Raw genomic sequence first — 13,296 nt, 5'->3', positions numbered from 1 at the left:
GTCCGGGCCCCGGCGCGCGTTTCCGTGGCCGTCGTCACGGGGAGGCTCCTCGCCATGTCCAGGACACCTCCTCCCCGAGCCGCCCTCCTGCCGAGCCTCCTCGCCGCCGCGACGACCGGGTGCGGCCTCGTCGGCGACCCACCCCCGGGCCCGCTGGACGCCCTCCGCACGCTGTGCGGACAGGACGCCGAGGTGCGCGAGGACGACCCGTCCGCGGAGGAGGGCTACGACCTGGAGACCGTGGGAGAGGGGCGCGAGGAGCAGTGGTCGACCTCCGGGTGCCCGGCGGTCGACGACGGGCCCTACGACAACGAGACGGTGTACGCCGCGCGGTACGACCGGGACCCCACGGAGGACATGGAGGACCGTCATCAGGCCTACGCCGACGCGGACGGGTCCAGCGTCACCTGGGCCGTCGCCGAGGGCGCCGGGCGGTGGACGGTCGTCTGGTCCCCGCGCAGCGGGGTCGACGACTATGAGTCCCTCGCCGCGGCGGGCTTCGAGGTGGTGAGCGGCGGATGACGCGATTCTCACATCGTGGACCGCGGGTCCGCATCATGAGATCTCAGGTTGTGGGCAGGGTGTCCGCAGCGTGAGACTGCTCCCATGATCCCGGTGACGCACGTCCACCTCGTGGTCCGACGCCACGTGGACCTCGGGCGCACCCGCAGCATGTTGTGTCGCTCCTCCTGAGCCGCTGCCCCCACGCCGCGTACGACGTCGTACGCCGCATCCCGTCCGTCTGCGACCCCGCCAGGAGCCGATCACCCGTGCCTGACCTCCGGTACAAGCCCGAGCCCGCGAAGCACACCGAGATCCCGCGCCCCAAGCGCGCCGAGGGTCAGTGGGGCTTCGGGTACACCGAGCCACTGAACAAGAACGAGCAGTCCAAGAAGGACGACGACCCGCTCAACGTGCGGGACCGCATCCTGAACATCTACTCCAAGCGGGGCTTCGACTCGATCGACCCGGCCGACCTGCGCGGGCGGTTCCGGTGGATGGGCCTCTACACGCAGCGCAAGCCGGGCATCGACGGCGGCAAGACGGCCGTGCTCGACGAGGAGGAGCTGGACGACCGCTTCTTCATGATGCGGGTCCGCTCCGACGGCCAGCTGCTCGCGCCGGCCGCGGTGCGCGCCCTCGGCACGATCGGCACCGACTTCGCCCGCGACACCGCCGACGTCACCGACCGGGAGAACATCCAGTACCACTGGATCCGCGTCGAGGACGTCCCCGAGATCTGGCGCCGCCTCGACGAGGCCGGGCTGTCGAGCCTCGAGGCCTGCGGCGACTCGCCGCGCCCCTTCCTCGGCTCGCCGGTCGCCGGCGTCGCGGCCGACGAGATCATCGACGGCACCTCCGCGCTCGACGAGATCCGGGCCCGCTTCCTGGGCGACCCGGCGTTCTCCAACTTCCCGCGGAAGTTCAAGACCGCCCTGACCGGCCACCCCAGCCACGACGTCTCCCCCGAGACCAACGACGTCGCCTTCGTCGGCACCGTGCACCCCGAGCACGGCCCCGGGTTCGACGTGTGGGTGGGCGGCGGCCTGTCGACCAACCCCAAGCTGGCGGTCCCGCTCGGCGTCTGGGTCCCGACCGACGAGGTCGCCGACGTCTGGGCCGGCGTCGCCGGCATCTTCCGCGACTACGGCTACCGCCGCCTGCGCTCCAAGGCCCGCCTCAAGTTCCTGGTCGCCGACTGGGGTCGCGACACGTTCCGCGAGGTCCTCGAGAAGGAGTACCTCGGCCGCGAGCTGGTCTCCTGCGACTCCCCGCCCTCCCCGGGCACGGTGCGCGACCACATCGGCGTGCACGACCAGAAGGACGGCGACAAGTACGTCGGCCTCGCCCCCACCGCGGGGCGGGTCTCGGGCACGCTGCTCGTCGGCCTGGCCGACCTCATGGAGAAGCACGGCGTCACCGGCGCCCGGCTCACGCCGTACCAGAAGATCGTGCTGATCGGGGTGCCCCCGGGGGCCGTGGACGGGCTGCTCGACGACCTCGACGAGCTCGGCCTGACCGCTCGGCCCTCGCAGTGGCGCCGCAACACGATGGCCTGCACCGGCATCGAGTTCTGCAAGCTGGCGATCGTCGACACGAAGGACCGCGCCCGCGACCTCGTCGCCGAGCTCGAGCGTCGCTTCCCCGACCTCGACACCCCGATCACCGTCAACGTCAACGGCTGCCCCAACGCCTGCGCCCGCACGCAGGTCGCCGACATCGGCCTGAAGGGACAGCTCGTCATGCACGAGGGCGAGCAGGTCGAGGGCTTCCAGGTGCACCTCGGGGGCGCGGCGGGTCTCGATGCGGTCTTCGGCCGCAAGCTCCGCGCCCACAAGGTCACGAGCGCCGGTCTCGACGACTACGTCACCGCCGTCGTGAGCAACTTCCTCGTCGACCGCACCGAGGGCGAGGCCTTCGCCGCCTGGGTGGCTCGGGCCGACGAGGAATTGCTGCGGGGGGACAAGACGCTGGAACGCACATGAGCAGCTCCCGCGCCGCGTCGCCCTTCCACTGCCCCTACTGCGCGGAGACCGACCTGTGGCCCCGCGAGGAGGCGGGCGGCTGGGAGTGCCGCGCCTGCCTGCGGGCCTTCGCCGTGACGTTCCTCGGCCAGATCACGCCGGCGGGTGAGCTGCGATGACCACCGCCACCACCCAGGCCGCGCGTGACTTCAAGGGCACCCACACCGAGGGGCGCAGCTCCGAGGAGCTGAGGGAGCTCGTCAGCATCATGGGTGCCGAGCTCGAGCTGGCCCCCGCGGAGCAGATCATCGAGTGGGCCGTCGCGACCTTCGGCGCGCGGTTCTGCGTGACCTCCTCGATGGCCGACGGCGTGCTCGCCCACGTGGCCTCCCGGGTCGCCCCGGGGCTGGACGTCGTGTTCCTCGACACCGGCTACCACTTCGTCGAGACCATCGGCACCCGCGACGCGGTGGCCGCGACCATGCCGGTCAACGTCGTCACCGCCGAGCCCGAGCTGAGTGTCGCCGAGCAGGACGCGCAGTACGGCAAGGACCTCTTCCGCCGCGACCCCGACGCCTGCTGCGCGATGCGCAAGGTCGCGCCGCTCAGCCGGATGCTGGCGGGCTACGACGCCTGGGCCACCGGCCTGCGCCGCGCCGAGACGCACAACCGCGTCGTCGCGCCCGTCATCGGGTGGGACGCGCGCAAGCAGAAGGTCAAGGTCTCCCCGCTCGCCCGGTGGACCGACGAGGACGTCGACGCCTACGTCGCCGAGCACGGCGTGCTCGTCAACCCGCTGGTGTACGACGGGTTCCCCTCCATCGGCTGCGAGCCGTGCACGCGCCGGGTGGCGCCGGGCGAGGACGCCCGCAGCGGACGCTGGGCCGGCACCACCAAGACCGAGTGCGGGATCCACCTGTGACCCCGACGCGACCGCACCGCCCGACCGCCCCCGAAGGGAGCACGCCGTGACGGCACCCGTCCTCGTCGCCCTCGCCCCCGGCAGCCCCGACGCCCGGTCCCGGCGCTCGCTGGCCGAGCTGGTCGCCGAGGTCCGCCGTACACGCCCCGACCTGCGGGTCGAGGCCGCCGTCCTCGCCCACGGGTCGCCGTCGCTGGACGACACCCTCGCGCGACTGGCCGACGAGGGCGTCGAGGAGGTCGTGGTGGTGCCGCTGCTCCTCGTCGAGCCCCACCTGGCCGGCGCCGACCTCGCCGGCGCGCTCGACCGGGCCGGTCGACGCCACCCCCGGCTCCGTCTGCGCGCCTCGGCCGTCCTCGGTCCCGAGCCGTCGCTGCTGGAGGTCCTGGACCTGCGTCTGCGCGACGCGCTCGCCGCGGCCCGGGTCCGCGAGCTCGACGCCCTCGTGCTGGCCGCCCAGGGCACCGCCGACGCGCTCGCCAACCAGGCGGTCGCCCGGCTGGCGCGGCTCTGGGGCACCCACCACCGTCTCCCCGTCTCCGCCGCGTACGCCGTCTCCGCGCCGCCCGCGACCGGCGAGGCCGTCCGCGCCTTCCGCGGCGAGGGGCGTCGTCACATCGCCGTCGGCTCGCTGTTCTGGTCCCCCGGACCGCTGCACGACCGGGCCAGCGAGCTCGCCCTCGAGGCGGGTGCCGTCGCGGTGTCCGCACCGCTGGGTGCCCACCCGTCGCTGGCGCGTCTCGTGCTGGCCCGCTACGCCGTCGGCGCGGTCGAGCTCGTCCCCGTCTGAGTCGGCGCGGGTCCGGCGGCCGCGGCGACCAGCACCGCCAGCAGCCGGTCCAGGCAGGCGACCGGGTCCTCGGTGACCCCTCCGTGGACGGGACCCGGGCGCACCACCGTGCTGCGGGGGGCCTTGAGGAAGCCGAACCGGGTGCTGATCGGACCGGCGGCCGCCGCCCCGGCTCCCGCCGCGTCGCCCTCCGCGACCGCCTGGGCGAACCGCAGCGAGGTCCGCACCTCCTCCGGGTCCAGCGCGGGCCACAGCGCCGCGAGACGGGCCTCGTCGACGTGCCACCGCACGCCCAGCAGGTCGCTGTCGCGGCAGTGCAGGGCCACGCCGACGTTGACGAACTCCTCCCGGTCCGCACGGGGCACGCAGCGGAGCACGACGTACTCGTAGGGGACCGCGTCGGTCCCGCTCATCGCGCACCCCCGGGCAGCCAGGCGTCCGTCGCCAGGCGCGCGGTGAGGAACGTGCGGTAGGCGGCACGGAGCGCGTCGGGGTCCTCCGCTCCCGGCACCGGCTCCAGCCAGGCGTCCGGGACCCGGGCGGTCACGGCGTGGAGGAGGTCCGGGTCGAGCCGGGCCCGCAGCTCGGCGTCCAGCTCGCGGGCGCGCGCGCCGTGCTCGCGGAACAGGTGGTCGGCATCGCTCCACGGCTGCGCCCCGAAGCGGGCCGGGTCGGTGACCCCGGAGGACCAGGAGTGGTGGAAGTAGAGCGACGCGCCGTGGTCGATCACCCAGAGCCGGTCGTGCCACCACAGCAGGTTGGGGTTGCGCCAGGACCGGTCGACGTTGGCGCACAGCGCGTCGAGCCACAGCACCCGGGCCGCCACGTCGTCCTCCGGCGTCGCGGTGGCGTCGAACCCGAACGCGCCCGGGAGGAAGTCGACGCCGAGGTTGGGCCCGACGCTGGCGCGGAGCAGGTCCTGGACCTCCTCGTCGGCCTCGTAGCGGGTGAGCGCGGTCGGGACGTCGAGCACCACCTGGCGCGGCGTCGGCAGGCCGACGGCCTCGGCGAGGCCGGCGACGACCACCTCGGCGACCAGCACCCGGGGACCCTGGCCCGCGCCGCGGAACTTGACGACGTAGGTGCCGAGGTCGTCGGCCTCGACGATGCCGGGCAGCGAGCCGCCCTCGCGCAGCGGGACGACGTAGCGGGTGCCGCGCACGCGGGTCAGCGCCGTCACGCGACGGGGTCCTCGTCGAGGAGCCGGCGACGCAGGTCGGCGACGTCGACGACGGCGGGCGGCCAGGCGGGCGCCATCTGCGCGAGCGTCTCGCGCAGCAGGGTGGCGACCGCGAGGTTGCGGTACCACTTCCGGTCGGCCGGGACGACGTACCAGGGGGCCACCTCGGTGTCGGTGCGACGCAGCGCCACCTCGTAGGCCTCCCGGTACGCCGACCAGCGGGCGCGGTCCTCGAGGTCGGAGGCGGCGACCTTCCACTGCTTAGTGGGGTCGTCCATCCGGGCCAGCAGCCGCTCGCGCTGCTCGTCGGGCGAGATCAGGAGCAGGCACTTCAGCACCGGCGTGCCGGCAGCGACGAGCTCGGCCTCGAAGTCGTTGATCGCGCCGTAGCGCCGCTCGACCTCCGTGGGGTCGGCGAGGCCGCGCACCTTCACGGCGAGGACGTCCTCGTAGTGGGAGCGGTCGAAGACCCCGATCCGGCCCGGGGCCGGCAGTGCCCGGCGGATGCGCCAGAGGAAGTCGTGACGCAGCTCCTCGGCGGTGGGCGCACCGAAGCCTGCGACGCGCAGGCCCTGGGGATCCACCAGGCCCGCGACGTGGCGCACCACGCCACCCTTGCCCGAGGTGTCCATGCCCTGCAGGACCAGCAGGACCCGGCGCGACGAGCCCGCCACCCCCTCGGCGTACAGGCGCTCCTGCAGGTCGGCCAGCTCGGGCGCCAGCGCTGCGAGTGCGTCGCGGCCCTCGGCCTTGCCGCCCTCGAAGCCCGGGGTGGCGCGGGTGTCCCACGCCGTGAGGTCGACCTCGCCGGGGGTCAGTCGCAGCAGCTCGCGCATGCGTCGAGCCTAGAGGTCGGCCTCGGCGAACCCGTCCGGCTCCTCCGCCCCCGCGGCGGCCAGCGCCTCCCGGACCACGGCGTGCGCGACGCCCGGGGAGTGTCCCTTGCGGGCGAGCATCCCCACCAGCCGCCGGGTCGCGGTGGCAGTGTCGACGCCCGCCGTCGAGCGCAGGCGGCGCTCGACGAGGCGGCGTGCGGCCTCGCGCTCGTCGTCGGGGTCGAGCTCCGCGAGGGCGGCCCGGGCCTCCTCGTCGTCGACGCCCTTGCGTCGCAGCTCCGCGGCCAGGGCCCGCCGCCCGAGACCCTTGCCGACGGAGCGACTGGACACCCAGGCCCGGGCGAAGGCCTCGTCGTCGACCAGCCCGACCTCGGTGAACCGGTCGAGCAGCCGCGTCGCGACGTCGTCGGGGATGCCCTTGGTCGCGAGCTTGTCGGCGAGCTGGCGTCGGGTGCGGGCCTGCGCGGTCAGCTGGTCGAGAAGGATCGTGCGGGCCCGCGCCTCGGGGTCCGCCTCGGCCCCCTCACGTCCGGGACCGTCGTGGCCGGGGTCGTCCGGGTCCGGGGAGGGGACGGGGGTCGAGGCCGTCCTGCCCGGACCCGGACGGGTCCTGGGTGCTCGCGAGGTGCGACCGGAGCGGTCGCGGCGGGCGGTGGTGCGGGTCGACTCAGAAATCGTCGACGCCGATGGGCTCGTCCGACAGTGCGTCGGCGGGGGTGTCGACCTGCGGGCCGACACCGAGCTTCTCGAGGATCTTCTTCTCGAGCTCGTTGGCCAGGTCGGGGTTGTCGCGCAGGAAGGTCCGCGCGTTCTCCTTGCCCTGACCGAGCTGGTCGCCCTCGTAGGTGTACCAGGCGCCGGCCTTGCGGACGAGACCCGCCTCGACGCCGACGTCGATGAGACCACCCTCGCGGCTGATGCCCTTGCCGTACATGATGTCGAACTCGGCCTGCTTGAACGGCGGGGCGACCTTGTTCTTGACGACCTTCACGCGGGTGCGGTTGCCGACCATGTCCTGGCCGTCCTTGAGCGTCTCGATCCGTCGGACGTCGAGGCGCACGGAGGAGTAGAACTTCAGCGCACGACCACCGGTCGTGGTCTCGGGCGAGCCGAACATCACGCCGATCTTCTCGCGCAGCTGGTTGATGAAGATCGCGGTGGTGCCGGCCCCGTTGAGCGCACCGGTCATCTTGCGGAGCGCCTGGCTCATCAGCCGGGCCTGGAGGCCCACGTGGCTGTCACCCATCTCGCCCTCGATCTCCGCACGGGGCACCAGCGCCGCGACCGAGTCGATGACGATGAGGTCGAGCGCACCGGAGCGGATCAGCATGTCCGCGATCTCCAGGGCCTGCTCACCGGAGTCGGGCTGCGAGACCAGCAGTGCGTCGGTGTCGACGCCCAGGGCCTTCGCGTAGTCGGGGTCGAGCGCGTGCTCGGCGTCGATGAAGGCGACCACGCCGCCGCCGCGCTGCGCGCTGGCCACCGCGTGCAGGGCGACGGTCGTCTTGCCGGAGGACTCCGGACCGTAGATCTCCACCACACGGCCGCGCGGCAGGCCGCCGAGGCCCAGCGCCACGTCGAGCGCGATCGACCCGGTGGGGATCACCTCGAGCGGCGCCCGGGTCTCGTCGCCCAGCCGCATGACCGAGCCCTTGCCGAACTGCTTCTCGATGTTGGCGAGCGCCGTGTCCAGCGCCTTGTCGCGATCTCCACCGGCCATGATCTGCTCCGTCCTGTGGCGGGCCGTCGGGCCCGTCGGGGGTCTGGGTCGGCCGGGCTGTCCGACCTGCTGAGGACGTTAGGGGCGACCACCGACAACGACCCGGAGCGTGCCCCGGGGCTGTGGAGGACTCGATCCCCCGCCCGCCTGTGGACACCACAGTAACGAACACGTGTTCGACGCGCGCGTCAGTCGTGCGGCGTGTCGCGGCCCCGTCGGCGCAGTCCCCCGGCGACCACCGCGAGCACCACCAGGCCGGCCAGCACGAGGTAGCCGGTGGTGTAGTCGCGGTCGAGCAGCGTCGGGTTGTCCGGCAGCGCGCCGAACCGGCCGACGAACGGCACCGCCACGACCGAGACCGTCCCCAGCACGACCAGCCCGGCGGCCGCGGGCGCGCGCCAGCGCGGCGGGAGCAGCCGGCCGACCAGGGCCACCGCGAGCAGCACCAGGGGCACCAGCACGAAGTCGTGGAGCACGACTCCCCCGGCCACCCACACGAGCGTGCCCACGAGCTGGTCGAGGCGGTCCCACAGCGCCAGGTAGGCGCCGTACAGCGTCACGAGGACACCGACGACGACCAGACCTCCGCGGGTGGCGGTCACGCGAGCACCTCGAGCCGGGTGACCCACTTGGTCTGCAGGACCCCGGGGCGGTTGGGGGCGATGACACGGCAGGGGAAGCCGTGGTCGAGCGCGAGGGCCTCTCCGTCGAGCCCGAGCGCCAGGAGGGTGAGCGGGTCGTCCGCGAAGTTGCCGGGCAGGCGGGTGGTGGCGAACGCCCCCTGCGTCTGCAGGGAGTAGACGCCGACGTCGGCCCCCGCGGGCGCGTCGACGAGGTCGAGGAGGTCGCGCATCCGCACGCCCGTCCAGGTGCCGGTGGCGCTCCAGCCCTCGACGCAGGCGATGGGGAGCGCCTCGGTGCGCTGGGTCATCGCGAGCAGGTCGTCACGGGTGAGCTCGCGCTCGGTGCCGCCGTTGACCAGCAGCAGCCGGTACGACGGGCCCGTGGCGTCGGCGGCCACGCCGGCCGCGCGGGCGGTGCGGTTGATCGGCACGCCCTGCGGGCCGTCGCCGGTCCGGACCCCGAGGACGGAGACCTGGCGCAGCCACGGCACGGTCGCGCCGGCGGTGGCGAGCACCGCGACGGCGGAGGCGACCCACGTCGAGCGCAGCAGGCCGCGACGGCTCAGCGACCCCTCCCGGGCCTGGGTGCCGGACGGTGGGTGCGCGGGGTCGTCGTCCTCGACGTCGCGGGCGTAGGCGCCGCGGATGACGGGCAGCTTGAGCCCGATGTGCAGCACGAGCGCCCCGATGGCGACCCACGCGACGGCGTAGTGCGTGCTGCGGAACGAGAAGTCCCAGGGGTACCACTGGGTCGAGTTCATCAGCCCCGTGGAGAGCTGGAAGATGCCGGCCCCGACGAGCACGAGGATGGACAGCCGCTCCAGCGCGTGCACCACGGCGGCGCGGGGCGGCCACGCCACCACCCGCGCGAAGAGCCGCGGGTAGACGGTCCAGAGCTTGACCAGCAGCAGCGGGATGGCGGCCGTCCCGGAGATCACGTGGAGGCCCTGGGTGACGCGGTAGCCCCACACCGGTCGGGTGGGGAACGGCACCAGGGGGTCCGGCACCTGCGCCCAGTGACTGATCAGTCCGGTGACGAACGCGAGGCCGAAGGTGATGCCGAGCCAGGTCCCCACCCGGGCGGCGACGGCGGGGCTGTGCAGCCGGGACCCGAAGTCCGCGCTGGTGGGCGGCCGGATCGGCACCCCCGTCGCCACGACGTCCTCAGCCGACGGGGAGCAGCACGGAGAACCAGCGCTCTCCGTGGTGGTGGAGGGCGTGGACGGTGAAGCCGACCTCGTCGGCGACCTCGGCGATGGCGTCGGTGCCGACCACGGACCAGCGGAACGGGCGGCTGCGCCGTCCCCCGGCCTCGAGGCAGGCCCACATGGACTGCAGCCCGGTGCCGGGCGGGGACAGCTCGACCACGACGCGGCCGTCCGGGTCGAGCAGCTCGCGGATCCGCCCGAGCAGGGCGGCCGGGTCGCCGCCGATGCCGATGTTGCCGTCGGCGAGCAGCGCGCTCTGCCAGCGGCCCTCGCCGGGCAGCGTGTCGAAGACGTTGCGCACGATCGCCGACACGCCCCGGTTGCGGGTCTGCAGCACGGCCTCGTGGACGACGTCGATCCCGAGCACGGTGTGACCGGCGTCGGAGAGGTGCTCGGCCATGCGCCCCGGCCCGCAGCCGACGTCGAGGGTGGGGCCCTCGCACAGCGACAGCAGGGCACGGTCCCCGGCGTCCGCCTCCCGCTTCCACTCCGAGACGGGCAGGGCCTCGGGGACCTCGCCGATCCCGACGACCGAGCAGGCCTCGCCGCGCAGCGCGGCCTCGAAGACGGAGGTGAACGACGCGTCGGAGGTCACCCCGGCCTCGGAGAGCAGCCCGTCCGCGGGCTCCAGGCTCATCGGGTGGCCCCGGCGGTCACCGCGAGACCCGCCCAGGCGCGGGCGAACTCGGAGTCCTCCGCCAGGAGGCCGGCCACGGCGTCCGCGTCGGCGACGGTGTCGACGTCGCGCAGCTGCGGCAGCGTCGCCACCCGGCGCCCCGCGGCCTCGAGGGCCGCACGGGTGTCGTCGTGGGTGGTCGGGGTCGACATCGGGACTCCCACCAGGGCGGCCGCCGCGGACCCCTCGCGCAGCGCGAGCACCCACCAGCCGCCGTCCTCGGCGGGCCCGAGAGCCGCGTCGTGCTCGCCGGAGGCGACCGCGGCGGCCGCGTCGCGCAGCCCCCGGGCCGTCACCTGCGGCGTGTCCATGCCGATCTGCACCGTGATGTTCCTCTTCTCCTGCCCGTGGGCGGCCACGACGTCGTCGTGGGCTGCGGCGATCCGCTCCCCCAGATCCTCGCCGCGCTGGGGCGTGATCGTCCAACCGGCGAGCGCCGCCGTCAGCTCCTCACCGCGCACGGCGTGCGCCAGGTCGCCCTCCAGCGCGAGGTGGCAGCGCTCCGCGCCGACGGCGTCGGCGCAGGCCCGCAGCGTGTCGAGCAGGGCGGCGGCGGCCACGGCCGCGGCCTCGTCCATGCCGATGTCGGCGCCGAGGCGGGTCTTGACGCGCCCGGCGACCGGCGCCTTCGCGAGCACCAGCGCGGTGGTCGCGTGCTCCGGCGAGCGCGCGCCGTCGTCCGCGGCGTCGGCGGACCGACCCGGGGTCGCACCGTCCGTCATGAGAGCACCTTCCAGAAGTCCCGAGCCGTGCGCACCGTCCCCTTCACCGAGCCGGAGACCTTGGAGCGGGTCCCGGCGGCACGAGGGTGGTAGCCGACGTCGTGCTCACTGATGCGCCAGCCCTGCAGCGTCACCTTCTGCAGCAGCTCGACAGGATAGCCGAAGCGCCGGTCGGCGACCCCCAGGTCGAGGAGGGCCTGGCGCCGGCAGACCCGCATCGGGGCGATGTCGTGGGCGTCCATCCGGATCCGCCGGCGCAGCCACGCGACGATCAGCTGGTTGCCGGCGCGGGCGTGCCAGGGCCACACGCCGCGCGAGACCGGGCGTCGGCGGCCGACGGCCATGTCGGCGCGGCCGCTGCGCACGTCGTCCAGCAGCACGAGCAGCTCGGCGGGGTCGAAGGACCCGTCGCCGTCCATCACCGCCAGGTAGTCGCTGGTCGCCGCCTCGACGCCGGCGTGCACGGCCGCGCCGTACCCGGGCGAGGTCTCGCGGACCACGCGCGCCCCGAGGCTGCGCGCCACCTCGGCGGTGTCGTCGACCGAGTTGTTGTCGACCACGATGACGGAGAACTCCGCGGGGATCGTCGGCAGCAGCCCGCGCAGGGCAGGCGCCTCGTCCTTGCAGGGCAGGACGAGGTCGCAGACGCTCGACCCGGTGGTTGACACAGGGGACACCGTATGCGCTCGGTGGTTGAGCCATCTCCTAGGCTCCCGGCATGTCGACCACCCGGCGCGCCGAGGACACGACCGCCATCGCCCGGGAGTCGGCCCGCGGCGCCGCGCTCGGTCTGGGCCTCACGCTCGTCCTGATGGCCGCCGCCACCGCGGTGCCCCTGCTGACGGGGTGGGAGATCTTCACCCACTCCACGATCGAGGGCGACGAGTTCCCGCCGCTGCACTCGCGCTGGGACCCCAAGGTGGGACCCGGCACCGTGCCCGCCGTCCTGATCGCCGTCGCCGCGCTGCTGGGCGCACGACGCGTCGCCGAGCGCCTCTCGTGGGGCCCCCTGCTGGCGGTCGCGTACGCCGTGGGGCTGGCGTGGATGCTCTCGCTGGCCTTCGTCGACGGCCCCGAGGGCATCTCGCGGGTCCTGGGCAACCCCTACGAGTACCTGATCACCGCCCGGGAGGTCACCGACGTCCCGGCCATGATCGACGGCTTCACGGAGCGGATCCCCTACGCCCACCCGGACAACTGGGTGGTCCACATCGCGGGCCACCCGCCGGGCGCGCTGCTCTTCTTCGTCGTGCTCGACCGCCTCGGCCTCGGCGGCGACTTCACGGCCGGGATGGTCGTCACCGTGCTGGCCGCGACCACCAGCGTCGCGGTGATGGTCGCGATGCGGTGCCTCGGCGCCGAGGCCCTCGTCCGGCGCGCGCTGCCGTTCCTCGTGCTCGGTCCGGCCGCGCTGTTCATGGCGGTGTCCGCCGACGCGCTGTTCGCCGCCACCGCGGCCTGGGGCCTGGCCCTGATGGCCATCGCCGGCACCCGCACGTCACGTCCGGCGATGGCCGCCTGGGGCGTCGCCGCGGGCCTGCTGCTGGGGTGGACCGTGATGACCTCGTGGGGCCTGCCCATCATGGGCGTGCTGGCCCTGACGGTGCTGTGGCTCACGCGCTCGTGGTGGCTGTTCCCGGTCGTCGCGCTGTCCGCGCTGGGGGTCGTGCTGGCGTTCGCAGCGTACGGCTTCTTCTGGTGGGAGGCCTTCCCGGTGCTGCGGGAGCGCTACTGGGACGGGCTCGCGGCCGACCGCCCCGCGGCGTACTGGCTGTGGGGCAACCTCGCCGCGCTGGCCTACGCCGCCGGACCGGCCGTCGGCGCCGGCCTGGGCCGGCTCGCGACGCTGCGCCCGGGCCGCCGCGTCGAGGAGGTCGCCACCGAGACCGGGTCGGACCCCCGGGCCGTGCGGGCGCTCGTCGCGATGTCGACCGCCGCGGTCGCCGTCGTCGTCCTGGCCGACGCCTCGCGCATGAGCAAGGCCGAGGTCGAGCGGATCTGGCTGCCGTTCGTGCCGTGGCTCCTGCTCGCGACCGCCCTGCTGCCCGCCCGGTGGCGCACGCCGGTGCTCGCGCTGAACCTCGTCGTGGCGCTCGTCGTGCAGCACCTCTTCTACACGTCCTGGTAGCGGGCTGACCCGGCTCGTCCGCCGAC

Annotated in this window: 16 protein-coding genes; 6 read left to right on the top strand and 10 right to left on the bottom strand. The window is 74.3% G+C overall.

What is annotated here, in order from left to right; all coding sequences use genetic code 11:
- Window positions 1-54: 54 nt before the first annotated feature.
- The 5 genes from ABD158_RS16260 to ABD158_RS16240 all read left to right on the top strand — a co-directional run bounded on the left by ABD158_RS16260 (window position 55) and on the right by ABD158_RS16240 (window position 4,177).
- Window positions 55-522, top strand: coding sequence for a hypothetical protein (locus ABD158_RS16260; protein WP_344008649.1), 468 nt, complete (start codon window positions 55-57; stop codon window positions 520-522).
- A 248-nt stretch (window positions 523-770) separates the two neighbouring features.
- Window positions 771-2,486, top strand: coding sequence for a nitrite/sulfite reductase (locus ABD158_RS16255; RefSeq protein WP_344008648.1), 1,716 nt, complete (start codon window positions 771-773; stop codon window positions 2,484-2,486).
- Window positions 2,483-2,644, top strand: coding sequence for a hypothetical protein (locus ABD158_RS16250; RefSeq protein ID WP_344008646.1), 162 nt, complete (start codon window positions 2,483-2,485; stop codon window positions 2,642-2,644). Before ABD158_RS16255 ends, ABD158_RS16250 begins: the two co-directional genes overlap by 4 nt.
- A complete protein-coding gene (locus ABD158_RS16245; RefSeq protein ID WP_344008645.1) occupies window positions 2,641-3,387 on the top strand; it encodes a phosphoadenylyl-sulfate reductase in 747 nt (248 codons plus the stop codon). Before ABD158_RS16250 ends, ABD158_RS16245 begins: the two co-directional genes overlap by 4 nt.
- A 46-nt stretch (window positions 3,388-3,433) precedes the next feature.
- The gene (locus tag ABD158_RS16240) at window positions 3,434-4,177 is read left to right on the top strand and encodes a sirohydrochlorin chelatase (RefSeq protein WP_344008644.1); all 744 of its coding nucleotides are present in this window, start codon (window positions 3,434-3,436) and stop codon (window positions 4,175-4,177) included.
- Here ABD158_RS16240 and ABD158_RS16235 read toward each other — a convergent pair.
- The 10 genes from ABD158_RS16235 to ABD158_RS16190 form a co-directional block, all read right to left on the bottom strand.
- Window positions 4,141-4,590 (bottom strand): DUF3037 domain-containing protein, encoded by a 450-nt coding sequence (locus ABD158_RS16235; RefSeq protein WP_344008643.1) that lies wholly within the window; start codon window positions 4,588-4,590, stop codon window positions 4,141-4,143. The genes ABD158_RS16240 and ABD158_RS16235 overlap by 37 nt on opposite strands.
- Entirely contained in the window at window positions 4,587-5,357 is a 771-nt protein-coding gene (locus tag ABD158_RS16230; protein ID WP_344008641.1) for a HipA family kinase, read from the bottom strand. The genes ABD158_RS16235 and ABD158_RS16230 overlap by 4 nt, the downstream gene beginning before the upstream one ends.
- Window positions 5,354-6,193: a PPK2 family polyphosphate kinase gene (locus tag ABD158_RS16225; protein WP_344008640.1), complete on the bottom strand. Its 840-nt coding sequence runs from the start codon at window positions 6,191-6,193 to the stop codon at window positions 5,354-5,356. Before ABD158_RS16225 ends, ABD158_RS16230 begins: the two co-directional genes overlap by 4 nt.
- 9 nt (window positions 6,194-6,202) lie before the next feature.
- A complete protein-coding gene (locus ABD158_RS16220; protein WP_344008639.1) occupies window positions 6,203-6,931 on the bottom strand; it encodes a regulatory protein RecX in 729 nt (242 codons plus the stop codon).
- Window positions 6,861-7,913, bottom strand: a complete 1,053-nt coding sequence (gene recA, locus ABD158_RS16215) for a recombinase RecA (protein WP_425573220.1) — start codon at window positions 7,911-7,913, stop codon at window positions 6,861-6,863. Before recA ends, ABD158_RS16220 begins: the two co-directional genes overlap by 71 nt.
- A 188-nt stretch (window positions 7,914-8,101) precedes the next feature.
- Window positions 8,102-8,515, bottom strand: coding sequence for a hypothetical protein (locus ABD158_RS16210; protein WP_344008637.1), 414 nt, complete (start codon window positions 8,513-8,515; stop codon window positions 8,102-8,104).
- Window positions 8,512-9,681 (bottom strand): molybdopterin-dependent oxidoreductase, encoded by a 1,170-nt coding sequence (locus tag ABD158_RS16205; protein ID WP_344008636.1) that lies wholly within the window; start codon window positions 9,679-9,681, stop codon window positions 8,512-8,514. The genes ABD158_RS16210 and ABD158_RS16205 overlap by 4 nt, the downstream gene beginning before the upstream one ends.
- A gap of 19 nt (window positions 9,682-9,700) precedes the next feature.
- Window positions 9,701-10,381, bottom strand: coding sequence for a methyltransferase domain-containing protein (locus ABD158_RS16200; RefSeq protein ID WP_344008635.1), 681 nt, complete (start codon window positions 10,379-10,381; stop codon window positions 9,701-9,703).
- Window positions 10,378-11,142: a TIGR04282 family arsenosugar biosynthesis glycosyltransferase gene (locus ABD158_RS16195; protein ID WP_344008634.1), complete on the bottom strand. Its 765-nt coding sequence runs from the start codon at window positions 11,140-11,142 to the stop codon at window positions 10,378-10,380. Before ABD158_RS16195 ends, ABD158_RS16200 begins: the two co-directional genes overlap by 4 nt.
- A complete protein-coding gene (locus tag ABD158_RS16190) occupies window positions 11,139-11,810 on the bottom strand; it encodes a glycosyltransferase family 2 protein (protein WP_344008633.1) in 672 nt (223 codons plus the stop codon). The genes ABD158_RS16195 and ABD158_RS16190 overlap by 4 nt, the downstream gene beginning before the upstream one ends.
- Window positions 11,811-11,860: 50 nt before the next feature.
- Between ABD158_RS16190 and ABD158_RS16185 the strand changes: the two genes are divergently transcribed.
- A complete protein-coding gene (locus tag ABD158_RS16185) occupies window positions 11,861-13,270 on the top strand; it encodes a hypothetical protein (protein ID WP_344008632.1) in 1,410 nt (469 codons plus the stop codon).
- The last annotated feature ends 26 nt before the right edge of the window (window positions 13,271-13,296 follow it).

Source organism: Nocardioides lentus (assembly GCF_039529515.1).
GTDB classification, from domain to species: Bacteria; Actinomycetota; Actinomycetes; order Propionibacteriales; family Nocardioidaceae; genus Nocardioides; species Nocardioides lentus.
This window is presented reverse-complemented; position numbering and strand designations above follow the sequence as displayed.